The sequence below is a fragment of the Paracoccus sp. Ld10 genome, assembly GCF_045064235.1.
GTDB lineage: Bacteria > Pseudomonadota > Alphaproteobacteria > Rhodobacterales > Rhodobacteraceae > Paracoccus.
This window is the reverse complement of the sequence record NZ_JBISHD010000032.1, coordinates 504934-526990: the sequence shown is the minus strand read 5'-3', so window position 1 is coordinate 526990 and position 22057 is coordinate 504934. Positions and strand designations below refer to the sequence as shown.

The 22057-nt window shown below is 65.0% G+C and carries 22 protein-coding genes and 2 tRNA genes; 17 read left to right on the top strand and 7 right to left on the bottom strand.

Going from position 1 to position 22057, the window contains the following annotated elements; all coding sequences use genetic code 11:
* The first annotated feature begins 55 nt into the window (after positions 1-55).
* The 6 genes from ACJJVR_RS16375 (at position 56) to ACJJVR_RS16350 (ending at position 3514) form a co-directional block, all read left to right on the top strand.
* Positions 56-1165 carry a hypothetical protein gene (locus ACJJVR_RS16375; protein ID WP_405406156.1) on the top strand — a complete coding sequence of 370 codons (1110 nt, stop codon included), beginning with the start codon at positions 56-58 and terminating at the stop codon, positions 1163-1165.
* An 87-nt stretch (positions 1166-1252) separates the two neighbouring features.
* Positions 1253-1471, top strand: coding sequence for a translation initiation factor IF-1 (gene infA, locus ACJJVR_RS16370; RefSeq protein WP_010397442.1), 219 nt, complete (start codon positions 1253-1255; stop codon positions 1469-1471).
* A gap of 40 nt (positions 1472-1511) precedes the next feature.
* A complete protein-coding gene (locus ACJJVR_RS16365; protein ID WP_405406154.1) occupies positions 1512-2108 on the top strand; it encodes a Maf family protein in 597 nt (198 codons plus the stop codon).
* On the top strand, positions 2108-3163 hold the full coding sequence (locus ACJJVR_RS16360) for a ribonuclease E/G (RefSeq protein WP_405406153.1): 1056 nt from the start codon (positions 2108-2110) through the stop codon (positions 3161-3163). Before ACJJVR_RS16365 ends, ACJJVR_RS16360 begins: the two co-directional genes overlap by 1 nt.
* The gene (locus ACJJVR_RS16355) at positions 3163-3324 is read left to right on the top strand and encodes a DNA gyrase inhibitor YacG (RefSeq protein ID WP_405406150.1); all 162 of its coding nucleotides are present in this window, start codon (positions 3163-3165) and stop codon (positions 3322-3324) included. Before ACJJVR_RS16360 ends, ACJJVR_RS16355 begins: the two co-directional genes overlap by 1 nt.
* A 114-nt stretch (positions 3325-3438) precedes the next feature.
* Positions 3439-3514: transfer RNA gene (locus tag ACJJVR_RS16350), tRNA-Phe, on the top strand.
* Between the two features lie 1118 nt (positions 3515-4632).
* On the opposite strand, the gene ACJJVR_RS16345 is transcribed toward ACJJVR_RS16350, so the two are convergent.
* Complete coding sequence (locus tag ACJJVR_RS16345) at positions 4633-5385, bottom strand: TetR/AcrR family transcriptional regulator (protein WP_405406148.1); 753 nt, start codon at positions 5383-5385, stop codon at positions 4633-4635.
* Here ACJJVR_RS16345 and ACJJVR_RS16340 point away from each other — a divergent pair.
* The 4 genes from ACJJVR_RS16340 to arsJ all read left to right on the top strand — a co-directional run bounded on the left by ACJJVR_RS16340 (position 5347) and on the right by arsJ (position 9210).
* Positions 5347-5739, top strand: a complete 393-nt coding sequence (locus ACJJVR_RS16340) for a RidA family protein (RefSeq protein WP_405406147.1) — start codon at positions 5347-5349, stop codon at positions 5737-5739. The two genes, ACJJVR_RS16345 and ACJJVR_RS16340, sit on opposite strands and share 39 nt — an antisense overlap.
* Positions 5740-6090: 351 nt before the next feature.
* Positions 6091-6927, top strand: coding sequence for a metalloregulator ArsR/SmtB family transcription factor (locus ACJJVR_RS16335; RefSeq protein ID WP_405406144.1), 837 nt, complete (start codon positions 6091-6093; stop codon positions 6925-6927).
* A 4-nt stretch (positions 6928-6931) separates the two neighbouring features.
* On the top strand, positions 6932-7942 hold the full coding sequence (locus tag ACJJVR_RS16330) for an ArsJ-associated glyceraldehyde-3-phosphate dehydrogenase (RefSeq protein WP_405406143.1): 1011 nt from the start codon (positions 6932-6934) through the stop codon (positions 7940-7942).
* Positions 7939-9210, top strand: coding sequence for an organoarsenical effux MFS transporter ArsJ (gene arsJ / locus ACJJVR_RS16325; protein WP_405406142.1), 1272 nt, complete (start codon positions 7939-7941; stop codon positions 9208-9210). The genes ACJJVR_RS16330 and arsJ overlap by 4 nt, the downstream gene beginning before the upstream one ends.
* Positions 9211-9391: 181 nt before the next feature.
* Here the strand turns inward: arsJ and ACJJVR_RS16320 are convergent.
* Positions 9392-9468 (bottom strand) — tRNA-Ile (locus ACJJVR_RS16320).
* Between the two features lie 105 nt (positions 9469-9573).
* Between ACJJVR_RS16320 and purM the strand changes: the two genes are divergently transcribed.
* Both purM and purN read left to right on the top strand, forming a co-directional pair.
* Positions 9574-10614: a phosphoribosylformylglycinamidine cyclo-ligase gene (purM, locus tag ACJJVR_RS16315; protein WP_405406140.1), complete on the top strand. Its 1041-nt coding sequence runs from the start codon at positions 9574-9576 to the stop codon at positions 10612-10614.
* Positions 10611-11198, top strand: a complete 588-nt coding sequence (gene purN, locus ACJJVR_RS16310) for a phosphoribosylglycinamide formyltransferase (protein ID WP_405406138.1) — start codon at positions 10611-10613, stop codon at positions 11196-11198. The genes purM and purN overlap by 4 nt, the downstream gene beginning before the upstream one ends.
* Here purN and ACJJVR_RS16305 read toward each other — a convergent pair.
* Positions 11195-11797, bottom strand: coding sequence for a thiamine phosphate synthase (locus tag ACJJVR_RS16305; RefSeq protein WP_405406137.1), 603 nt, complete (start codon positions 11795-11797; stop codon positions 11195-11197). The genes purN and ACJJVR_RS16305 overlap by 4 nt on opposite strands.
* 68 nt (positions 11798-11865) lie before the next feature.
* On the opposite strand from ACJJVR_RS16305, the gene ACJJVR_RS16300 reads away from it, so the two are divergent.
* The 5 genes from ACJJVR_RS16300 to ACJJVR_RS16280 all read left to right on the top strand — a co-directional run bounded on the left by ACJJVR_RS16300 (position 11866) and on the right by ACJJVR_RS16280 (position 16358).
* Positions 11866-12594, top strand: a complete 729-nt coding sequence (locus ACJJVR_RS16300; protein WP_405406135.1) for an RNA methyltransferase — start codon at positions 11866-11868, stop codon at positions 12592-12594.
* A gap of 36 nt (positions 12595-12630) precedes the next feature.
* On the top strand, positions 12631-13776 hold the full coding sequence (ctaA, locus tag ACJJVR_RS16295) for a heme A synthase (RefSeq protein ID WP_405406133.1): 1146 nt from the start codon (positions 12631-12633) through the stop codon (positions 13774-13776).
* Positions 13773-15242, top strand: a complete 1470-nt coding sequence (locus tag ACJJVR_RS16290; protein ID WP_405406131.1) for a carboxypeptidase M32 — start codon at positions 13773-13775, stop codon at positions 15240-15242. The genes ctaA and ACJJVR_RS16290 overlap by 4 nt, the downstream gene beginning before the upstream one ends.
* A 630-nt stretch (positions 15243-15872) precedes the next feature.
* Positions 15873-16016, top strand: a complete 144-nt coding sequence (locus ACJJVR_RS16285) for a hypothetical protein (RefSeq protein WP_405406129.1) — start codon at positions 15873-15875, stop codon at positions 16014-16016.
* Between the two features lie 177 nt (positions 16017-16193).
* Positions 16194-16358 carry a transposase gene (locus ACJJVR_RS16280; RefSeq protein ID WP_405406127.1) on the top strand — a complete coding sequence of 55 codons (165 nt, stop codon included), beginning with the start codon at positions 16194-16196 and terminating at the stop codon, positions 16356-16358.
* A gap of 973 nt (positions 16359-17331) precedes the next feature.
* Here the strand turns inward: ACJJVR_RS16280 and preA are convergent.
* The 4 genes from preA to ACJJVR_RS16260 form a co-directional block, all read right to left on the bottom strand.
* Positions 17332-18630 (bottom strand): NAD-dependent dihydropyrimidine dehydrogenase subunit PreA, encoded by a 1299-nt coding sequence (gene preA / locus ACJJVR_RS16275; RefSeq protein ID WP_405406125.1) that lies wholly within the window; start codon positions 18628-18630, stop codon positions 17332-17334.
* Between the two features lie 11 nt (positions 18631-18641).
* Complete coding sequence (locus ACJJVR_RS16270; protein WP_405406123.1) at positions 18642-19997, bottom strand: NAD(P)-dependent oxidoreductase; 1356 nt, start codon at positions 19995-19997, stop codon at positions 18642-18644.
* A 97-nt stretch (positions 19998-20094) separates the two neighbouring features.
* Positions 20095-21393 (bottom strand): sensor histidine kinase, encoded by a 1299-nt coding sequence (locus ACJJVR_RS16265; protein ID WP_405406122.1) that lies wholly within the window; start codon positions 21391-21393, stop codon positions 20095-20097.
* Positions 21390-22049 (bottom strand): response regulator transcription factor, encoded by a 660-nt coding sequence (locus ACJJVR_RS16260; protein ID WP_405406120.1) that lies wholly within the window; start codon positions 22047-22049, stop codon positions 21390-21392. The genes ACJJVR_RS16265 and ACJJVR_RS16260 overlap by 4 nt, the downstream gene beginning before the upstream one ends.
* Positions 22050-22057 lie beyond the last annotated feature (8 nt).

The window sequence follows — 22057 nt, the reverse complement described above, 5'->3', positions numbered from 1 at the left end:
TTCAATCCTGACGGTCCATTTTGAAAGGGCAGCGACAGCCTGATTCGGACGTGACATGACCCAAGCAGACCCCGGCAACCAAGCCCCTGGCGTATTGCGCCGCATGCTGCAGACGCGCGCGCAGGTCAGGCTGGGGCAGGGCGGGGCGCCGCAATTGCCTGCATCCCCCCCGCCCACCCCATCCCGCGCCGCAGCGACCGCCATCGGGCGCGCTGCCGACCGGTTGTACCAGCTGCCTGTCAGGACGCTGTCGGTACAGCCCGGGGCGCTGACGCTGGCTGAACTGCCCGAACTGCTGCCCGAACTGCCGCTGGTCGTCGTGCTGCAGGGGCCGGGCGATCTGCTGGGGGCGGTCGCGCTGTGCCCGCAGGCGGTGGCGGCGCTGGTCGAATGGCAGGCATTGGGGCGTGTGACCTCTCGCGGGTTGGAACGGCGACGGCCCACGCGCAGCGATGCGCTGCTGTGTTCGGATTTCATCAATGCCATGCTGGCGGAACTGACCTCCGAAATGAAAGGTGTCGACGGGTTCGAGGGTGTTGCAGGCTATCATTTCCTGACGCATCTGGACGACCCGCGGCCCCTGTCCCTGATGTTGGAGGATCGGCCGCTGCGCAGCTTGTCCTTTCATCTGGCGATGGGGGCTCCGGACATGCGCGAAGGGCATATTCTGCTGGCTTTGCCACAGCCCACAGCCCAGGCGCGCCCCCGTCCTGACGCCCCCCCCACCGTTGAACCACTGCCGCCCGCGGCCATTCCCGCGCGGATCAGTCTGGCGGATGCGATGCAGGACGCGCCGGTCGCCGTTACCGGCATTCTGTGCCGCAAGCGCGTGTCACTGGCCGAGCTGCGCGGGTTTCTGGACGGGCGGCTGATGAGCCTGCCGCGTGCGTGCCTGACACAGGCGACGCTGGAAACGCAGGACGGCCAGATCCTGGCCACCGGGAAATTCGGCGAGGCCGAGGGATGTCATGCCATTCGCCTGCGCGACCCCGCGTTGGCCGGGACAGACGACGGCACCGCTTCGATGCTGGGGCAGGGGGTCGCGATGATGGGCGCGCATGACCCGGGCGATCTGTCCCAGCCCGATCCGTTCCGCGCCCAGGGGATGGCGCTTGACGACGTTGGCCTTGCCATGGGTACGGACCTGACTGTTCTGCGGGGGTGACCGGGCGCTTTTTCCTTGAATTCCCCGCATTCTGGTCCCATGTAACGTCGGTCCCGAATCTGACGGGATGACAAGAACGGAGTGACCATGGCCAAGGAAGAAATGCTCGAATTCCCCGGCGTCGTGAAGGAACTCCTGCCCAATGCGACATTCCGGGTCGAGCTTGAAAACGGCCATGAGATCATCGCACATATGGCAGGAAAGATGCGCAAGAACCGCATCCGGGTTCTGGCAGGCGACAAGGTGCAGGTGGAAATGAACACCTATGACCTGACCAAGGGGCGGATCAATTACCGCTTCAAGTAAGCCGTCCTTCGGGACGGCCGACACCACCGGAGGCCATGACATGGCCAATGCATGTCCCAGGCTGATCCTGGGATCGGCCAGCCCCCGGCGGCTGGACCTGCTGGCCCAGATCGGGATCGTTCCAGCCGCACTGCGTCCCGCCGATATCGACGAGACCCCCCGCAAGGCCGAACCGCCCCGCGACTATGTCCGCCGCATGGCTGCCGAAAAGGCAGCCGCGCTGGATCTGGCCGATGACGAGGCGCTGCTGACCGCCGATACCACGGTCGCGGTGGGCCGCCGCATTCTGGGCAAGCCCGAAAACCGGGACGAGGCCGCGTCGTTCATGCGGCTTATGTCGGGGCGTCGCCACGTGGTGCTGACCGCGATCGCGCTGCGCCACGGCCCGCGCACCGCCCTGCGCCTGGTCGAGACCAAGGTCCGCATGCGGTCCATCGATCCGGCCGCGCTGGAGCGGTATCTGGACGCGGGTGATTGGCAAGGCAAGGCCGGCGGCTATGCGATCCAAGGCGCGGCCGCGGCCTTCATACCGTGGCTGGAGGGGTCGTTTTCTGCCGTGGTGGGCCTGCCTTTGTCCGAAACCGCCGCCATGCTGGCCGCAATCGGCATCCATCCCAAGATCAAGGAACATACCTGATGAAGGGTCGCCAAGTCGTTCTGGGGCATTTGTTCGGCCTCGAATCTGCAGCTCTGATGCAGGACGGTCAACTGATCGACCTGCTGGTGGCCAGCGATCCGCTGACCGCGCTTGCACCGGGCGCAATCTGTCGTGCCTCGACCGACCGGTTCATGAAGGGGCAGGGCGGCGTGTTCCTGCGCTTGCCGGACGCCCAGACGGGCTACCTGCGCGACCGCAAGGGCGTGTCCGAGGGCAAGCCTCTGCTCGTCCAGGTTGCGGGCGTGGCCGAGGACGGCAAGGCCGTGCCCTTGTCCACACGCCTGCTGTTTCGCGGCCGCCACGCACTGGTCACGCCGGGCGCGCCGGGTGTCAACGTCTCTCGCAGCATCCGCGATGAGGATCGCCGTGACCAGCTGGAGGCCATCGGCAAGGCGGCCTTGGGTGACCGCGACCACGGGTTGATCCTGCGCAGTGTCGGGTTGGACGCCGACGACGACGATATCCGCGCAGAACTGGACGACCTGATCGAACTGACCGACCGCATCTGTGCCGAAATGTCTGGCGCGCCCGAACTGCTGCTGGACGCGCCCACGCCATGGGAACAGGCCTGGATGGACTGGGCCGAACCCGCCCCCGACGCCGTCGAGGAGGGTGACGACAGCTTTGAGCGTTGCGGCGTTCTGGATGCGGTCGATGCGCTGCTGTCGCACCGCGTGCCGCTGCCGGGCGGCGGCGATGCGTCTGTCGAGGCAACGCGGGCGCTGGTTGCGGTCGACGTCAATACCGGCAACGACACGTCGCTGGCCGCGGGCCTCAAGGTTAACATCGCTTTGGCCCGCGAACTGCCGCGCCAGCTTGCATTGCGCGGTTTGGGCGGTCAGATCGTGATCGATTTCGCGCCGATGCCAAAGCGGGACCGTGCGACACTGGACCAGGTTCTGCAGGGCGCGTTTCGCGGCGCCGGGTCGGAAACGACCCTGGTCGGCTGGACTGCGTTGGGCCTGTACGAACTGACGCGCAAGCGCGACCGCGTGCCACTGGCACGGTTGGCGGCAGCGACCGGAGGATCGTGATGGCCTGCCCCATCTGCAAAAAGGACAGCCAGCCACAGTACCGCCCATTTTGCTCCAAACGGTGTGCTGATGTCGACTTGGCCAAGTGGCTGCGCGGGGCCTATGTCATTCCCGGCGCGCCCTTGGAGGATCTGCCGACCGACGATGAAAGCAGGGACTGATTTGTTGTTTTGAAAAGCGCCGGGCATGACAGGAAAAATCGCAGATTTGGTCTGGACAGTCCCGCCGCCGCTTCGTAAACACCGCCTACCCAAGACCCGACAGGGTCTACCGGGGCCCGGATAGCTCAGTTGGTAGAGCAGCGGATTGAAAATCCGCGTGTCGGCGGTTCAAATCCGTCTCCGGGCACCATTGAATAATAAAAATCGAACGAATTCGATATGCTTTGCTGACCTGCTGCGGGTCGATGCGATTTCTATTTCATCGCGGCACCATGGCACGCCGGTGGCATAGATGATTTGTGCGTAAGGACTGCGCGGTAAGCCGCTCTCGTTACCGTCTTTTGTTCCATTCGACGTATATGTGGACATCAGGATTCATGGATCTGATGGGCGACCTCTGTGATCTCACAGCTCCCACTTTGTCGGAAGGCCTCGACGCTCACGCGATCATCTATCGATGGTTGGGCGGCTGACATCAAGAAGCCTGTGATGGTGCTTGTCGGCGCGGAGGTGCTGCGGGTAAAGCCTGCTTTGCACCATATCATTGCGGTGACACGTGCAGTTGTCTTCTCCGTGCTAAATGGTCCGGGGTGCACGCCCTTATTGGTGAAGCAAGAGATCACCTGACGCCCGATGGGCAGGATCAGCGTGGTAACGAACGCGGCGCCGTGAAAGACTCACCCACGTGCGTCAGCCTGATGACGCACCGCACCGATCATGGCGGCAGAGGTTCGATGTTTGATGGTTCGTGCATCGGGGTGGCTTAGCCCGTTGCGTGGTGTTGTGACCCTGAGACGACCGGTTGACCGTGCTCTGACTGTCCAATGTCGCGACAAGGTATTTACTCAAGGCCGCGACGTTGGCCTCAATCCTCTGCGCCGCGATGAGGTGATCGAGGGTCACGTGCGAAATCACCGGCTAATCCTGCCCCGGCGCCGTTGATCAGGAGTTTGCCCGAGGTCTTCAATTGCGTGACAAGGTCGTTGATCTGCATCTGTGAAGCGGGGGCGTCCGACCTGAGCGTGGTCGTATCTGCCACTGGCTTCCTCAGGGGGCGCGATCAGGGTTCGCAGGATTTTGGAGGCCGGCGAGGAAGGCTGTGACAATGCGGTTTTCCGGATGCTGGCTACGGTCCGCTTCGGAATGCGCCTCGGCTGTTCAAAGAGCCGAACGGGTCTGCAACTCCGGACGCCCGGCGCAGCCCCCGTGTTTTCCGTGCCGCCGTAGTACGGTAATGCCGAAGATCCCTGATCTGCATCAGTAGGCCTGACGGGTAGTCGTTCATGGCGGCATCAATCATCCATACCATTAACCTTTCGTCAAAAGACCCGAGGCAAGCTGTGCAAAGGCTGCGATGGCGTCTGTCATGACTTCGTCGGGCGCATCGCTGGCAGCAACCCAGAGCGCGGCGTTCAGCGCGGCGCCATTCAGCAGCCTTGCTGCGGCCTCCAGAGAGACAGGCCTGATGGCGCCTTCGTTGGCCAGAATTTCCAGGCTGCGCATGGTCGCGGCAAGGCATTTGTTCTGGCTTGGCCACCGCGAGGGATCCCCAAGGACCGCAGGGCCGTCCAACAGGACGATGCGCCGTACTTCGGGGTTCCGCGCCGCCATGATATAGGCCGATCCCTCCGCAAGAAGCTTGTCCCACGCACTGCCGCCCCTGCGTTCCGCCTCTGCCATGGCCGCCGCCGCCATTTCGCCATCCACCTCTTCGACAACGGCGGCAAGCAGCCCGCGCTTGTCCCCGAAGTTGTGGTACAGCGCCCCGCGCGTCAGCCCGACGGCCGCTGTCAGATCATCCATCGATGTTCCGGCATACCCTTGTTCCGTGAACGCCCTCCGTGCGGCCGCGATAAGTTTCGCGCGGGTCTCTTCCATCATCTGCGCCCTCTTTCCAGCCATGGTCTCTCCGATGCCGATGCCGATGCCGGCAGTTGACATACGCGGCGTATGTAAAATAATGAACATACGCAGCGTATCTGAATTCGCCGTAACAGGCGACACCATGAGAGGATATCTTGAATGCTTCGCAATGAACCGGTTTTCCCCGCCGACCGCCATTCACTCTATGAGCAGCACGGGTACTCGGCCGCCATCCGATCCGGGGATCTGCTTTTTGTCTCAGGGCAGGTGGGCAGCCGTTCCGATGGCACACCTGAACCCGACTTTGCACAGCAGGTTCAACTGGCGTTCGACAACCTCCTTGCCGTGCTGGAGGCGGGGGGATGTGGCCCTGAGGACATCGTGGACGTCACCACCTTTCACACCGATCCCGAAACGCAGTTTGGTGCGGTCATGGCGGCAAAGGCCCGGGTCTTTCCACGTGCTCCATACCCGAACTGGACGGCTGTCGGCGTGACGTGGCTGGCTGGCTTTGACTTTGAGATCAAGGTGATCGCCCGCTGCCCTGCCTGATCATGGCCGTTGGCGCAGACATTCCTCCTGTCTGCGCGATTGCTTGTCACGAACAGGCGCGGACGACCTGAGACAGTGCCCCATTCCTCGGGGCACTGGCAGGGGACGCCCTGTCAAAGCCTCTACCTGATCGCCTTTTGTGCCGGGTGCATAAGGCCGTTTGCCAATCGGTACTTGGGGTCGATCACTGCGGGCGCAGTCATTGTCTGGGGTCTTTCGCCAATCTGTCCCAGAGGGATTGGCATATGTCATGGGATCGCCACCGATGCGACGTCATGGATCTGGCACCCCGGCTGTTCTGTCATGAAAGGTTCACTGGCCGGAGTATATTTATTCCATTATTCCGGAATAATGGAACATAACCATATCGCCCATGCCTTTGCCACTCTTGGCCACCCCGGACGCCTTGCCGTCATCCGGTTGCTTATGCGGTTCGCCCCCCGCGCCGTCCGTCCGACCGAGATCGCGCAGGCACTGGGGCTGAAGCCCAATACCCTGTCGCATCATCTGTCCGACCTGACCGATTGCGGGCTGGTCCGCGTGCGGCGGCAGGGGCGGTCGTTGCTGTATTCGGTCGATCTGGACGCGACCGGACGCCTGCTTGCCTATCTGGCACTGGATCTGGGGCGGGCGCGCCCGGACCTGCTGACCCAATTTCCCCCACCCGAGGACACGACAATGTCTAAGACCGGTTTCCACGTGCTGTTCATCTGTTCCGGCAATTCCGCCCGTTCGATCTTTGCCGAGGCGCTGCTGCGCGATCTGGGCAATGACAGGTTCGTTGCGCATTCCGCGGGCACGCGGGCGGGGACGCAGCCGAACCCCCATGCGCTGCAGGTGCTGGACCGCAACGGCCATGACATCACGACCCTGCGGTCCAAGCACCTGTCGGAATTCCAGACGCCGGACGCCCCGGTCATGAATTTCGTCTTTACCGTCTGTGACACGTCGGCTGCCGAGGAATGCCCCCCTTGGCCGGGTCAGCCGATCACAGGCCACTGGGGCCTGCCGGACCCGGTCAAGGCGCAGGGGACGGATGCCGAAAAGGCGCTGGTCTTTGCACAGACCTATGCCGCCCTGCGCCGCCGGATCGAGGCGTTCGTCGCCTTGCCGGTGGCCAGCCTGGATCGCATCTCACTGCAAAGCCGCGTGGACCAGATCGACGCCAGGGAATTTTCAGAGGATTGAGCCCATGACCAGGATCGCATTGAACGGCTTAGGCCGTATCGGCAAGCTGGCCATGCGCCGGATGATCGACCTGGGCCTGGGGGACCGTATCGTTCTGCTGAACGACGCGGCGGGCGATGCGGACCAGCACGCTCTGTTGATGGAGTTCGACAGCGTGCATGGCCGATGGCCCGTGCCCGTCGCTGCCGATGGCGCGGCGCTGGTTCTGGATGGGCATCGCATTCCGCTGACGCATCATCGGACCATCGATGCCCTGCCACTGCGCGATCTGGGCGTTGATCTGGTCATCGATGCGACCGGGGTGTTCAGGACGGCGGACCGCATCGCGCCCTATTTCGATGCGGGCGTGGCCCGAGTTGTGGTCAGTACGCCGGTCAAGGATGGCGGGGCGCTGAACCTGGTCTATGGCGTGAACCACCACCTGTATGATGGCAGCCAGCGCATCGTCACGGCGGCCAGCTGCACGACCAACTGTCTGGCCCCGGTGGTCAAGGTCGTGCACGAGGCCTTGGGCATCCGCCACGGGTCGATCACCACGATCCATGACGTGACCAACACCCAGACGATCGTGGACCGACCGGCCAAGGACATGCGCCGCGCCCGGTCGGCGCTGATGAACCTGATCCCCACGACCACGGGCAGCGTCACGGCGATCACGCTGATCTATCCCGAACTGGCGGGTCGTCTGAACGGCCACGCGGTCCGGGTGCCACTTCTGAATGCGTCGCTGACCGATTGCGTGTTCGAGGTCGAGCGTCCCACCACCGTCGATGAGGTCAATGCCCTGTTCGCCGCCGCCGCCGCGGGTCCGCTGGATGGCATTCTGGGGTTCGAGACGCGCCCGCTGGTATCGACCGACTATATCAACGATCCGCGCAGCGCGATCATTGACGCGGGATCGACGATGGTGGTGAACGGCACGCAGGTCAAGGTTTACGCCTGGTACGACAACGAATGGGGCTATGCCTGCAGGCTGGTCGATGTCGCACGGATGGTTGCGGGGCGGATGGCATGAACCCGGTCCGCCCCTATGCCGCGGTGACGGCGGCCTATTGGGCGTTCATGCTGTCGGACGGCGCGCTGCGCATGCTGGTTTTGTTGCATTTCAACGGATTGGGCTTTTCGCCGGTGCAGCTGGCGTACCTGTTCCTGTTGTACGAGGTTGCGGGCATCGTCACAAACCTTGCGGCCGGCTGGCTGGCGGCGCGGTTCGGGTTGGCCGCGACGCTCTATGCGGGCTTGGGCATCCAGATCGCCGCACTGGCCGCGCTGGCACAGTTGGATCCGGCATGGAGTGTCACGGCATCGGTGACGTTCGTGATGGCGGTTCAGGGCGCGTCGGGCGTGGCCAAGGATCTGTCCAAGATGTCGTCGAAATCCGCGGTCAAGGTTCTTGCCCCCGCCGCCGACGGGGGGCTGTTCCGGTGGGTCGCGGCACTGACGGGGTCCAAGAACGCGGTCAAGGGGCTGGGCTTTTTTCTGGGTGCCACGCTGCTTGCGTTGGCGGGGTTCCAAGCGGCGATCTGGGGGATGGCCGTGGTGCTGGCGCTGATCCTGTCGGCGGTGGTTCTGTTCCTGCCCCCCGGCCTGCCCGGGCGGGTCAGATCATCCGAAGGATGGTCCGGCTGGCGGTCACGCGACAGTCGCGTGAACCGCCTGTCCCTTGCGCGGATGTTCCTGTTTGGCGCCCGTGACGTGTGGTTCGTGGTGGGCATTCCGATCTATTTTCAGGCCGTCCTGTCGGACGGGACCGCCGAGGGCCGACGCGAGGCGTTCTTTCTGGTCGGCGGTTTCATGGCCCTGTGGATCATTCTGTACGGTGCGGTACAGGCAGCGGCGCCGCGCATTCTGGGCGGTGCAGGCCGAGCCGAGGCCGATGTGATCCATGACGCTGTGCGGTGGGCTGGCTGGCTGGTGCCCATCCCCTTTGCGATGGCCGCGGCGGTTCTGGTCGCGGGTGATCCGGCGCCGTGGCTGACGGCACTGCTGGTGCTGGACCTGTTGGCGTTCGGCTTTGTCTTTGCGGTCAATTCCTCGGTCCATTCCTATCTGATTCTGGCATTTGGCCAGGCGCACCGGATCACGCGGGATGTCGGGTTCTACTATATGGCCAATGCGGCGGGCCGTCTGATCGGCACATTGCTGTCGGGCCTGTCCTATCAGATGGGCGGGCTGCCCTTGTGCCTGGTAACGGCCGGATTGTTGGCAGCGGCCAGCTGGTGGGCGGCCCGTCGGCTGGTGACCGGACACACGCCCCACGGCAATCCTCACACCCTAGAGTGATACATCAGAGGTCGGTCGGCGCGCCGTGTTGCTGAATGCCAAAACGACGATCTGCCCGGACATCCGAACCGGGCAGGGGCGATCGTGGTCTTGTCATCGCGACCATCAGGCGACAGCACATATCATGGATGTCACCCAAAACCGGCATTCGCAGGGCACAGCCTGTCGCACGTGTTGGGGATGGTAGGCCCGGCAGGACTTGAACCCGCAACCAAGGCGTTATGAGCGCCCTGCTCTAACCAATTGAGCTACAGGCCCCCGCAGCACGCATTGCCTAGTGCCGCTTGGCGCCAAGGTCAAGCTTGGGCGTTGCCCTGAAGACGGGGTTCCGTTATCGGGGGCCGACATCAGCCGGGGGCCGACATGACACAGAACGGGATCAGTTATCGCGACGCGGGCGTCGACATTGACGCGGGGAACGCGCTGGTCGAACGGATCAAGCCTGCCGCCGCCGCCACGCAGCGGCCGGGCGTCATGGATGCGCTTGGCGGGTTCGGCGCGTTGTTCGACCTGAAGGCGGCGGGCTATGATGACCCGATCCTGGTCGCGGCGACCGACGGTGTGGGCACCAAGCTGCGCATCGGTATCGACACCGGGCATCTGGACGGGCTGGGCCAGGATCTGGTGGCCATGTGCGTCAACGATCTGGTCTGCCAGGGGGCGGAACCCCTGTTCTTTCTGGACTATTTCGCGACCGGCAAGCTGTCGGTGGACGAGGGCGCCCGCGTGGTCGAGGGGATCGCCCGCGGCTGCAAGGCCGCGGGATGTGCCCTGATCGGCGGAGAGACCGCCGAGATGCCCGGCATGTATCATGACGGCGATTTCGACCTGGCGGGCTTTGCGGTCGGCGCGATGAACCGCGGCGCGGCGCTGCCTGCGGGCGTGGGGCAGGGCGACGTGCTGCTGGGCCTGGCATCCGACGGGGTGCATTCCAATGGCTATTCGCTGGTGCGCAAGGTTGCCGAACGCGCGGGTCTGGCGTGGTCCGACGCCGCCCCCTTTGCCGACACCACCCTGGGCGAGGCGCTGCTGACCCCCACGCGGCTCTATGTGAAGCCCGCCCTGGCGGCGATCCGCGCGGGCGGCGTGCATGCGCTGGCCCACATCACCGGCGGCGGCCTGACCGAAAACCTGCCCCGCGTTCTGCCCAAGGACCTGGGCGCCGACATTGATCTGGGCAGCTGGCCGCTGCCCCCCGTCTTCGGCTGGCTGGCGCAGGCCGGTGGGATCGAGACGTCCGAGATGCTCAAGACCTTCAACAGCGGCATCGGCATGATCCTGGTGGTCAGTGCCGACCACGCCAACGTCTTGACCGACCTGCTGGCCCAGCAGGGAGAAACCGTGCACCGTTTGGGTACCGTTACCGCGGGCGCGGGCGTGCGCTATTCCGGCACGCTTGCGTGAAACGCGTTGCTATCCTGATTTCGGGGGGCGGATCGAACATGGTCCGCCTGCTGCAGGACATGACCGGCGATCACCCGGCGCGACCCGTGCTGGTGGCGTCGAATGATCCGCAGGCGGGCGGGCTTGCCCGCGCCGCCGAGATGGGCGTGCCGACCGCGGCGGTCGATCACCGCGCCTTTCCGCGCGACCGTGCAGGGTTCGAACAGGCCCTGCTGGAACCGCTACTGGCGGCAGAGCCGGACATCATCTGTCTGGCGGGGTTCATGCGCATCCTGACGCCCGATTTCGTCCAGCGATTTCAGGGTCGGATGCTGAACATCCATCCGTCCTTGTTGCCCAAATACCCCGGACTGGACACCCACGCCCGCGCGATCGCCGCCGGTGACGCAGAGGCTGGTTGCACCGTGCATCTGGTCACGCCGGAACTTGACGCAGGCCCGGCCTTGGGTCAGGCGCGCGTGCCGGTGCTGACGGGCGACGATGCCGCGACCTTGGCCGCGCGCGTGCTGGTACAGGAACACCGCCTGTATCCGGCGGTGCTGCGGCGGTTCGCGTCAGGCGACCGGACGCCCCTGATCCTTTAGCCCCACAAAAGGGCCAGCGTCGCGGCAGGGTCTTCCTGGGTCCAGATTTCGGGGCCAAGGGCGATGAAATCGGTGATGGGCGACAGTTGGGCGATCAGTTCCCGGGTGATGGCACCTTCGGCCACGACCGGGGCCTCGATCATTTCCGACCACCACTGGAACAGTTCCAGCTCGACCGGATCGCCACGATACAGCGCGCTGTCGCTGACCGGACCAAAGGCCACGTAATCCGCGCCCGCCTCGGCCGCATTGATGCCCTCGTGGCGCGACGTGCCACAGAACGCGCCGACGATCGCATCGTCGCCCAGCTCCTTGCGGGCATAGCGGACGGCCTTGGCACCATCGTTCAGGTGAACCCCGTCCAGGCCGTGGCGCAGCGCCAGCTTGACGTGGTCGTCAATCACCACCGCCACGTCGCGGGCATGGGCGATTTCCCGGGCCATGTCGGCCAGGCGGCCCAGTTCGTCCTCCTCGGCGCCGCCGCGAATGCGCAGGCAGGCAGGGGCGACACGGTCCATCACCTCGGCCAGCATCGGTGCCAGGCTGGATGCCTGCGCACCGGCGGGGGTCATCAGGTACAGTTGAGGGGCGTCGGTCATGGCGATCTCCTTTGTGTCGCAGATAGCGCAGCTTGCCCGCCGCCGCCAGACGGACTATCTGCCGGACCATGCAGATCGAACGCCAACCCGTCATCATCCTCGTGCGCCCGCAGATGGGCGAGAACATCGGCGCCGCCGCGCGCGCGATGCTGAACTTCGGCCTGACCGACATGCGCATCGTGGATCCGCGCGACGGGTGGCCCAACCCAAAGGCCGTTGCCATGGCCTCGGGGGCCGCCGGTCGCGTGTTGGACACGGCCCGCGTCTATCCCACCTTGGCCGACGCGATGGAGGGCATCGATTATGCCTATGCCACCACCGCACGCGGGCGCGAACTGACGAAACCGGTCCATACCCCCGCCACCGCGATGGCCCATGCCCGCACCCATGATGGACGCACCGCGATCATCTTTGGCCCGGAACGCACGGGGCTGGAAAACGACGACATTGCACGGGCGAACGCCATTGTGACGGTGCCTGTGAACCCCGATTTCCCGTCGCTGAACCTGGCGCAGGCCGTGCTGCTGATGGGGTATGAGTTCGGGCGTGACATCCTGCCGCCCGAACCCGCGCCCCATCTGCGGCGGACGCCCGCCGAATTCCCCGCAGACCGCATCGAGATCGAACGGTTGGGCGATCATTTCGACGACCAGCTGACGCAGGCCGGGTTCTTTTTCCCGGAGACTAAGGCCGCGTCGATGCGTCTGAACATGCGCAACATGTGGTCGCGCCTGACCCTGACCAAGGGCGACGTGCGCATCCTGCACGGTGTCCTGCGTCAGTTGACCCGGCGCTGAGCCGCCCCTAAACCTTTGTCCGAAAGGAGCCCCGCGATGGCCAAGCGACCTGTCTTCCAAGAGGTCTCGGAGCCGACCGCAGCCCGACCCGCCCAGACCACCGGCATGATCGACGCCCGCCCCCGCGGTGCACGCCGCGCGATTCGCGCCTGGCTGGCGGTGCTGTTCGTCCTGGTGCTGGCGATGATCGTCGTGGGGGGTGCGACGCGCCTGACCGGCTCGGGCCTGTCCATCACCGAATGGAAACCCGTGACCGGGGCCATCCCGCCGATGAACGCCGCCGACTGGCAAAGCGAATTCGACCTCTATCGCCAGATCCCCCAGTACCAGGAACTGAACCGCGGCATGTCGCTGTCGGAATTTCAGTACATCTATTGGTGGGAATGGGGGCACCGCCTGTTGGGCCGCGTGGTCGGTCTGGTCTGGGCCTTGGGCTTTGCCTTTTTCTGGGCGACCTCGCGCATTCCCGTTGGTTGGACGCCGCGCCTGCTGGGCCTTGGCGCGCTTGGCGGACTGCAGGGGGCGATCGGCTGGTGGATGGTCAGTTCGGGCCTGAACGACGGCATGCTGCGCGTCGCGTCGTACCGCCTGGCCACGCATCTGGGGATCGCCTTCCTGATCCTGGGCCTGATCACCTGGTACGTGCTGCAGCTGTCCCGGTCCGAGGCCGAGCTGATGCGGTCCCGCCGCGCCGGGGAGGCCAAGCTGTTCCGCATGTCAACGGGGCTCACGCACATGACCTTCCTGCAGATCCTGCTGGGCGCGCTGGTTGCGGGGATCGACGCGGGCCGCACCTATACCGGCTGGCCCACGATGGGCGGCGAATGGATCCCGGCGGCGATCTGGGACGGCACACTGGGCTGGCGGAACTTCTTCGAGAACCCGGCCCTGGTCCAGTTCATCCACCGCATGACGGGCTATCTGCTGGCGATCTTTGCCGTCGTGGTCTGGCTGCGGGCGCGTCGCTCGCCCCATCCGGTGACGCGCGGGGCGTTCAGCGTCATGATCGTGGCAATGGCTGCGCAGATCGGGCTGGGCATCCTGAACGTGGTCCACGCATCACCCCTGCATCTGGCGCTGACGCACCAGTTCGGCGCGGTCGTGCTGTTCGCGATGATCCTGCGGGCGCGCCACCACGCGCGCTATCCCTTTGAAACCTCGATCCGAGGAGCGATCCGATGACTGCGCTGACCGACCTGCTGGCCTTCCAGCGCCAGACCGAAGCCCTGTCCTCCGTCGCCGAACGGCTGGGTTGGGACCAGGAAACCGTGATGCCGCGCGGCGCCGCCGAACAGCGCGCCGAAGAGATGGGCGCCATGGAGGAGGTCCTGCACGAGCGTCGCACCGACGCGCGCATCGGCGAATGGTTGGACGCTACTGACCCACAGACCCCCGCCGACCAGCGCGCCGTGGCCTTGATCGCGCGCGATTTCGCCCGCACCAGCCGCATTCCCGCGCGGCTGGCATCCGAACTGGCGCGTCTGACCTCGCTCGCGCAGGGCATCTGGGCCGACGCCCGCGCCAAGGATGCGCCCGACGATTTCCTGCCGACGCTGGACCAAGTCCTGATGCTCAAGCGCGAAGAGGCCGCCTGTCTGGCTGACGGTGGCGATCTCTATGACGCGCTGCTGGACGATTACGAACCTGGCATGACCGGTGCGCGTCTGGCGTCGCTGTTCGACGCGATGCGCCCGCGGCTGGTCGCCCTGCGCGACGACGTTCTGGGCGCCGATCAGCCGCAGTCGCTGAAAGGCCATTTCCCCCAGGAAACCCAGCTGCGTCTGGCGCGTGCCTGCGCCACGGCATTCGGCTATGACTGGACGCGCGGGCGGATGGACCTGGCGGTGCATCCGTTCAGTTCGGGCCGCTGGCAGGACAGCCGCATCACGACGCGGGTGGTGGAAACAGACCCGTTCAACTGCCTCTATTCGACCATCCACGAGGTCGGCCATTCCAGCTATGAACTGGGTATCGACCCGGACTATGCCTTTACCCCCCTGGGTCGCGGCGTGTCGATGGGTGTGCACGAAAGCCAGAGCCGGATCTATGAAAACCAGCTGGGCCGCGGCCGCGCTTTTACCGGCTGGCTGTTCGAACGCATGTCCGAGGCTTTCGACGGCCTGAACATCACCGACCCGGATGCGTTCTATGCGACCGTGAACCGCGTCACCCCAGGCTTCATCCGCACAGAATCGGACGAGGTGCAGTACAACCTGCACGTCATGCTGCGTTTCGATCTGGAACGCGATCTGATCTCGGGGCGCCTGGACACACGGGATCTGGTCGAGGCCTGGAACGCGCGCTTTCTCAAGGATTTCGGCGTTGCGGTCGATCGGCCCGCAAATGGTGTTCTGCAGGACGTCCACTGGTCCGTCGGCCTGTTCGGCTATTTCCCGACCTATGCGTTGGGCAACGTCTATGCGGGTTGCCTGAACCATGCGCTGCGCAGTGCGGTGCCAGATCTGGATGCCTCACTGGCCCATGGCGACGCCACCCCGGCCACCGAATGGCTCCGAGAGAACGTCCAGCGCCATGGCGGCCTTTTGCCGCCCGTCACCGCGATCGAGACTGCCGCGGGCCGTCCTGTCGGCCCGGAGCCCTTGCTGGACTATCTGGAAAGCAAGTTCAGTCGCATCTACGGCCTCTGACACCGGATCCATTTGTATCAAAGGCAAAGCCCTAGGAACGATGTTCCGGGGGCTTTGCCATCAGGCGGCGGGTCGTCGAGACCATACTGTCCCGCGTTCGCTGTCAGCACACAGGTTGCGGAGGCACGGCCAGTCGCCAAGACGGTGCAAGACAGATCAAATACGAATACTGTTGCCGTCCCGCATCCTGTTGCATGGCGTAATGCCTTTTTGCTGTGTCGTCAGCGTTGTGGTGTGTCGCAACTGTTGAGCAGCAGGCGTGATCACAGGGTCAAGTAACGCGTGGCATCTGGCACACTGGGCTGCTCCTTGCCTTCAGCCCCTCAGCCCGCCAAACATGATGTTTACGCGGTTGCAGCTTTTGAAGCGTCGCTAATTGCGACATGCTGGCTGTTTCCCAGTGTGACCACAGGTATGCTCGCGCTCCGACGCTACCCTGTTCCAATTGTATCACCACACCCAAAGCAGCCTATCATCGTTTGGTATGGTACTGAAGAAGGTCAGGGAACCAATCCATCCGCGCACGTGACGGTCGGTCAAATGTGATGGCGCAACGTTAGGGTCGGGAGTCTTGGAAAGGCCCTTTGAAACCGGTGGAGATGGTCAAGCGGTAACGGGGTCTTTGCCTGGATGATGGCACGCCTGGCCGCCTGGCGTTTTGATCTGACGACGATCATGATTGATGCGACATTTTTAGAGGCGCACCGTATGGCCTGCAGCCAGCGTACGAAAAAGGCCGGGACGGTCGCCAGATCGGTACGAAAGAAAAATTGAGGGACGACGAAACTGCCGGGGGGACGGTTTCGCCCGAGAACAGAACACAAGGCTGAACGCCAAGATGGATGCAAAGGGCCGACCGGCTTTTGGCGGGCATGCGCGACGATGCGGACTGGCTGAGAAAAGCACGACAGACCAACGATAGAATGCACCATCCATGGCCTGCAGTCCCGCATGATGACGGTGGAATATGATTGGCATCGGCCCAAATGGCGCAAACGCATTGAGATCATGTTCGGTCAGTTGAAGGACCAGAGACGGGTCGCCATGCGCTATGGCAGACGCACCGAGACCAGTCTCTCCGCGATCGCTCTGGCTGTGATCAAGCACGCGCCCTGAGCCAACGGCATGGCGTCGTCCCGGTGACGTGATCTGCTATGTCTATCGTGGCGGTGACGACACGATTGCGACGAGGGACGTTGAGACGGAGTATGACAAGGTGGACGTTCCGCGATGCATTTAAGGCATAAGGCCAGGCTTGTGCCTGATCATGGTGTGGCGGTGGCAGGTCTGGACCTGTCCACGATTGTCCCAGTTGCGGCATCGGCTCCATCGATTGTGGAATGGTCCATCTGCGGGCGGATTGTGCCATCCTGAGGCAGCGTTCGGCCTTGATATGCCGCTGGTTCAAGGGCAATGGGCGAACGCGGTTTCGTGCCCAAGGCGACATGGGGGTGGCCATCAATGCCAGACATCGACACATCCGGCTGATCAGCTGGCTCTGATATGAGCCGCAGATTCCGCGCTGGCGCGTCGACGGCTAGCTTACCACCAGACCGGGATATGTGGGATCCACAACGCAAGGCTGATCACGGCGATCGAGACGACCTCCAAAACCAGTGATCGAGCCTGTTGCGCTGTTCTGGACGTGGGGTGGCGCGCGGCCTGCACTGGACTCATAGGCTGATGTTGCGACATGCATTGCGGGTTTGGCCATGGCGTCGTGGCGCGCCAACGGATGCCTGTGAACGCCTGGTCGTTGCCCGCATTGAGCCTGTAAGCGCCGCCGTCGAACCGGGCGGGGCAGGCGATCGAATGTTTCCTCTGAACGCCATTGACACGACATCAGCCCACATAGGGTATCGCCCTTTTGGTGAGGTCCGCGCCGATATGCTGACACCATCGAACGCATCTGCCTGCCCCGGCGGCGTCATTCGAAGCCGGGATACCTTTACCCAACGGCGTTCGGGCCACGTGCCACCCTGACGAAAACCGCTCTCAGCGAAACACGCCACAGGTGGCACCCAGTTCGTGGCGGGTGCCGAGCTACCCTTGGGCGGGGGTGCCAGCCCCCGGTGTCCAAGGGCCCCAATCACTCGGCGGCGCGAGCCATCGGGTTGTTCGGGTGGCTGGTCCAGTTCGCATAATCACCGCGCGGCATGCCGGTACGCTTGTCGATCTCACCGATCTCCAGCTCGCGCATGGTGATGCAATCCGCGACCGGGCAGACGTCGACGCACAGGTTGCAGGCGACGCATTCCTCCTCGATCACCTCAAACACGCGGCCGGGTTTCATGGCGATCGCCTGGTGGCTGGTATCCTCGCAGGCGGCATAGCATCGGCCGCAGCTGATGCAGGCGTCCTGGTCGATCACCGCCTTGGTGACGTAATTCAGGTTCAGGTGCTGCCAGTCGGTGACGTTTGGCACGGCCCGTCCGATCAGGTCGGACAGCGCCATGTCATGGCTGTCCAGATAATCGTGCAGGCCGGTGATCATCTCCTGCACGACCTTGAAGCCATAGGTCATCGCCGCGGTGCAGACCTGCACGTTGCCTGCGCCCAGGGCCATGAACTCTGCCGCGTCGCGCCAGGTGGTCACGCCGCCGATGCCGCTGATGGGCAGGCCTGCGGTGGCCGGGTTGCGCGCGATCTCGGAGACCATGCTCAGCGCGATCGGTTTCACCGCCGGGCCGCAATAGCCGCCATGGCTGCCCTTGCCGTCGATGGTGGGCTGGGGCGCGAACAGGTCCAGATCGACCGATGTGATCGAATTGATCGTGTTGATCAGGCTGACCGCGTCGGCGCCGCCGCGCCGCGCGGCCTCGGCCGGCTTGGTCACGTCGCTGATGTTGGGCGTCAACTTGACGATGCAGGGCATGCGGCTGTGTTTCTTGACCCACCGCGTGACCATCTCAATGTATTCGGGCACCTGGCCCACGGCCGATCCCATGCCGCGTTCGGCCATGCCGTGGGGACAGCCAAAGTTCAGCTCGACCCCGTCCGCGCCGGTATCCTCGATCCGGTGCAGGATGTCGCGCCAGCTGTCCTCGTCGCAGGGCACCATCAGCGAAATGATCAACGCCCGGTCGGGATAGTCGCGCTTGACCGACTTGATCTCGCGCAGGTTCACCTCCAGCGGGCGGTCGGTGATCAGCTCGATGTTGTTGATGCCCAGAACGCGCCGGTCGGCCCCGTGGATCACGCCGTATCGCGGCCCATTGACGTTCACGACGGGCGGGCCTTCGGAACCGAGGGTCTTCCACACCACGCCGCCCCAACCGGCCTGAAAGGCGCGGCGGACGTTGTATTCCTTGTCGGTTGGTGGGGCCGAGGCCAGCCAGAAGGGGTTCGGGGATTTGATGCCGATGAAACTGCTGCGCAGGTCTGCCATGGGGTGCGTCCTCAGCCGGGGATTTCGACGGGACGTCCGGTCAGCCGGGCGTCGATGTCTTCTGCTGCGTCGCGGCCCTCTGCCACGGCGGTCACGGTCAGGTCGTCCCCGCCCGCGGCACAATCGCCACCGGCCCAGACGCCGTCCAGCGTGGTGCGGCCCGGCCCGGTGACCAGGATCTTGCCGCCCGCCAGCTCCAGCCCCTCCGGCGCGCCGTCCAGACGCTGGCCGATGGCGCGGAACACCTGGTCGGCCCGCAGGCGGAACCGATCCTGGGTCACGTGCAGCCCGTCCGGGCCATCCTGGGTATAGGCGAACTCGACCTCGGTCACGGCGCCGTTGCCGTGGACGGCGATGGGGGCGGCGTTGCAGATGATCCGCACGCCGCTGGCTGTCGCGTGGTCCTGTTCGTGGCGGCTGGCGCCCATGCGCGACTGATCGCGGCGATAGACGATGCTGACGTTTTCCGCGCCCAGCAGACGGGCCTGCACGGCGGCGTCCACGGCGGTCATGCCGCCACCGATCACCACCACGTCGCGGCCCACGGGCAGAGCGGTCAGGTCGCCGGCCTGACGCAGGTCGCGGATGAAGCTGACCGCGTCCAGCACGTGCTGGCGGTCCTCACCATCGACGCGCAGCGCGTTCACGCCGCCGAGACCCATGCCCAGGAACACCGCGTCGTATTCCGCCTGCAGCGATGCCAGTGTGATGTCGCGGCCAATCGCCTTGTTGTGGCGCAACTCGATGCCGCCGATGCCCAGCAGCCAGTCCACCTCGGCCTGGGCGAACCCGTCCACGGCCTTGTAGCTGGCGATGCCGTATTCGTTCAGCCCGCCGGGCTTGGGCCGCGCCTCAAGGATTACAACGTCATGACCCTTGGCGGCAAGACGATGCGCGGCGGCCAGACCCGCAGGACCCGCGCCGACCACAGCGACGCGTTTGCCCGTGGGGGCGGCGCGTTTGAACGGATGCGTCCCCTGGGCCATCAGCCCGTCGGTCGCATAGCGTTGCAGGGCGCCGATCTCTACCGGCTTGCCCTCGGCCTCCATGCGTACGCAGGCGCCCTCGCACAGCTGTTCGGTGGGACAGACGCGGGCGCACATGCCGCCAAGGATGTTGGCATGAAAGATCGTCATCGCCGCCGCGTCGGGGGTGTCGGTGCCGATCTGCCGGATGAACAGCGGGATGTCGATGCTGGTCGGACAGGCCGTGATGCAGGGCGCGTCATGGCAGAAATAGCAGCGGTCGGCCGCCACATGCGCCTCGTGGCGGTCCAGCGGCGGGGCGACGTCGACAAAGTTCGCCGCCAGCTGGTCGGGGGTCAATCGTCCCGGCATGACGCCGGGGCTCAATCTCGCTTGGGACATTTTTGTCTCCTGGCTCACCTGTTGGTGAAATCAGGCTGACACAGGTCTATTTTTTTATCAAATGGTAAAATCTAGGCCGCAATGCTTTGCGGAAATTTCAGGCAGGCAGGTCCAGAACCGCCGCCAGACCACCCAGATCGGACCGTTCCAGCCGCAGTCCGCCGCCATGCAGCGCGGCCAGATCGGCAACGATGGCCAGACCCAGCCCCGCGCCGGGGGCGCCCAATTCGTCCAGACGCGCGCCGCGCATCAGGGCGCGGGGGGCCTGATCGGCAGACAGGCCGGGCCCGTCATCCTCGACCCGCAGAACCAGCCGGTCGGGCGGCGTCGACACGGTGATCCGCAACCGGGTGCGGCCCCATTTCGCGGCGTTCTCCGACAGGTTGCCGATCATCTCCTCCAGATCCTGACGTTCGCCGGAAAACGCCGCGTCGGGGCGACAATCCACATCGGCGGTCATCCCCCGGTCGGCAAGCGGCCAACGCAGCACCAGCAGGATGTCGTCGATCACCGGTGCGACAGGGGTCCGCTGACCCAGCAGGCGCGGCCCGGCCTGTCGTGCGCGGCGCAGGTGCCAGCCGATCAGCCGGTCCATGCGGGTGATCAGCGCCTGGCCCGCGTGGTCCGCGGGCAGTTCGTTCGACAGGGCCGCCAGCGGTGTCTTCAGCGAATGGGCCAGGTTCCCCAGATGCTGGCGCGACCGGGTCAGCAAGGTGGCATTCTGGTCCAGCGCCGCATTGATCTCGGTCGTCAGGGGGCGCAGTTCGGACACGTCGGGGCGGGCCAGACGGTCGCTGTCGCCCGAACGAACGCGAGCCAGATCGGCGCGCAGGCGGTCAAGACTGCGCAGGCCGATCGTCACCTGGATCAGGCTGGCCGCCGCCAACCCCAGCCCCAGGACCGCCAGCGCCACGGCCAGAGGGCGCACGATCTGGCTAACGGCGGCGTCGATCTGGGACCGAGGGGCGGTCACGGTGATCGCGATCAGGGCATCGCTGTCGGGTATGGTCAGCTCGCGGCGCAGCACGCGCAGGCCTGCGGTGTCGGTATCGCGCCCGACCGCCCCGGTCAGATCGCCCGCGGGCCCCGTCAGCTGTCCGTCCAGCAGGGACGGCGAGCGCGCCACCGTGGCGTCATCCGCCGTCACCTGCCAGTACCAGCCCGACACGGGCAGGGTGAAACGCACGTCCAGCGGCGTATCGTCCAGTTCGATGCGATCGTCGTCGACCTCCAGCTGGCCGATCAGGCTGTCGGCGACGGCCAGCGTCTCGGCGTCGAACCGGTCGGTGACGAAATCCTCCAGCAGCTGCGCGATCAGCAGGAACGCCCCCAACAGCGCCGCCGTCAGCCACACCGCCGCCAGCAGCAGCAGCCGGCCGCGAATGGACCGGGTCACGCCGACCTCAGGACATAGCCCTCGCCACGGCGGGTCTCGATGATGCCCTCACCGACCTTTTTGCGCAGGCGGCCGATCACGACCTCGATCGACTTGAAATCGCGGTCGGTCTCGGCCTCGTATAGATGTTCGGACAGTTCGGTGCGGCTGATGACCCGGCCCTGATGGGTGATCAGATAGGTCATGATGCGCTGTTCGAACGCCGTCAGCCGCAGCGCCATGCCGTCCAGGGTGAACACGCCCAGCTGCCCGTCCAGCTGCAGCCGACCGGCCGCGATCTGGGGGCGGGCGTGACCGGCGGCGCGGCGGATCAGGGTCTGGGCGCGCAGCACGACTTCGTCCAGGCGGAACGGCTTGACTGCGTAATCGTCCGCACCTGCGCGAAAGCCCGCGACCTTGTCGGTCCAATCACCGCGTGCGGTCAGGATCAGGACGGGCATGCCGATGCCCTGATCGCGCCAGCGGGTCAGGACCTCGATACCGGGCAGGCCGGGTAGGCCCAGATCCAGCACGGCCACGTCATAGGTTTCGGTCGCGCCCAGAAACTCGCCCTGGGTGCCGTCGGTTGCGATGTCTGTCACGAAACCGGCCTGAGCCATGGCCCTGGACAGCTGGTCGGCCAGCAGGGGGTCGTCCTCGACGATCAGAGCGCGCATGTCGTGTC

Excerpts from the sequence above, each read along its gene's own strand:
- ACJJVR_RS16375 (WP_405406156.1), top strand. The coding sequence starts at position 56 with ATGACCCAAGCAGACCCCGGCAACCAAGCCCCTGGCGTATTGCGCCGC.
- infA (WP_010397442.1), top strand. The coding sequence starts at position 1,253 with ATGGCCAAGGAAGAAATGCTCGAATTCCCCGGCGTCGTGAAGGAACTC.
- ACJJVR_RS16365 (WP_405406154.1), top strand. The coding sequence starts at position 1,512 with ATGGCCAATGCATGTCCCAGGCTGATCCTGGGATCGGCCAGCCCCCGG.
- ACJJVR_RS16360 (WP_405406153.1), top strand. The coding sequence starts at position 2,108 with ATGAAGGGTCGCCAAGTCGTTCTGGGGCATTTGTTCGGCCTCGAATCT.
- ACJJVR_RS16355 (WP_405406150.1), top strand. The coding sequence starts at position 3,163 with ATGGCCTGCCCCATCTGCAAAAAGGACAGCCAGCCACAGTACCGCCCA.
- ACJJVR_RS16340 (WP_405406147.1), top strand. The coding sequence starts at position 5,347 with ATGCTTCGCAATGAACCGGTTTTCCCCGCCGACCGCCATTCACTCTAT.
- ACJJVR_RS16345 (WP_405406148.1), bottom strand. The coding sequence starts at position 5,385 with ATGGCGGTCGGCGGGGAAAACCGGTTCATTGCGAAGCATTCAAGATAT.
- ACJJVR_RS16335 (WP_405406144.1), top strand. The coding sequence starts at position 6,091 with ATGGAACATAACCATATCGCCCATGCCTTTGCCACTCTTGGCCACCCC.
- ACJJVR_RS16330 (WP_405406143.1), top strand. The coding sequence starts at position 6,932 with ATGACCAGGATCGCATTGAACGGCTTAGGCCGTATCGGCAAGCTGGCC.
- arsJ (WP_405406142.1), top strand. The coding sequence starts at position 7,939 with ATGAACCCGGTCCGCCCCTATGCCGCGGTGACGGCGGCCTATTGGGCG.
- purM (WP_405406140.1), top strand. The coding sequence starts at position 9,574 with ATGACACAGAACGGGATCAGTTATCGCGACGCGGGCGTCGACATTGAC.
- ACJJVR_RS16305 (WP_405406137.1), bottom strand. The coding sequence starts at position 11,797 with ATGACCGACGCCCCTCAACTGTACCTGATGACCCCCGCCGGTGCGCAG.
- ACJJVR_RS16300 (WP_405406135.1), top strand. The coding sequence starts at position 11,866 with ATGCAGATCGAACGCCAACCCGTCATCATCCTCGTGCGCCCGCAGATG.
- ctaA (WP_405406133.1), top strand. The coding sequence starts at position 12,631 with ATGGCCAAGCGACCTGTCTTCCAAGAGGTCTCGGAGCCGACCGCAGCC.
- ACJJVR_RS16290 (WP_405406131.1), top strand. The coding sequence starts at position 13,773 with ATGACTGCGCTGACCGACCTGCTGGCCTTCCAGCGCCAGACCGAAGCC.
- ACJJVR_RS16285 (WP_405406129.1), top strand. The coding sequence starts at position 15,873 with ATGATGGCACGCCTGGCCGCCTGGCGTTTTGATCTGACGACGATCATG.
- ACJJVR_RS16280 (WP_405406127.1), top strand. The coding sequence starts at position 16,194 with ATGATGACGGTGGAATATGATTGGCATCGGCCCAAATGGCGCAAACGC.
- preA (WP_405406125.1), bottom strand. The coding sequence starts at position 18,630 with ATGGCAGACCTGCGCAGCAGTTTCATCGGCATCAAATCCCCGAACCCC.
- ACJJVR_RS16270 (WP_405406123.1), bottom strand. The coding sequence starts at position 19,997 with ATGTCCCAAGCGAGATTGAGCCCCGGCGTCATGCCGGGACGATTGACC.
- ACJJVR_RS16260 (WP_405406120.1), bottom strand. The coding sequence starts at position 22,049 with ATGCGCGCTCTGATCGTCGAGGACGACCCCCTGCTGGCCGACCAGCTG.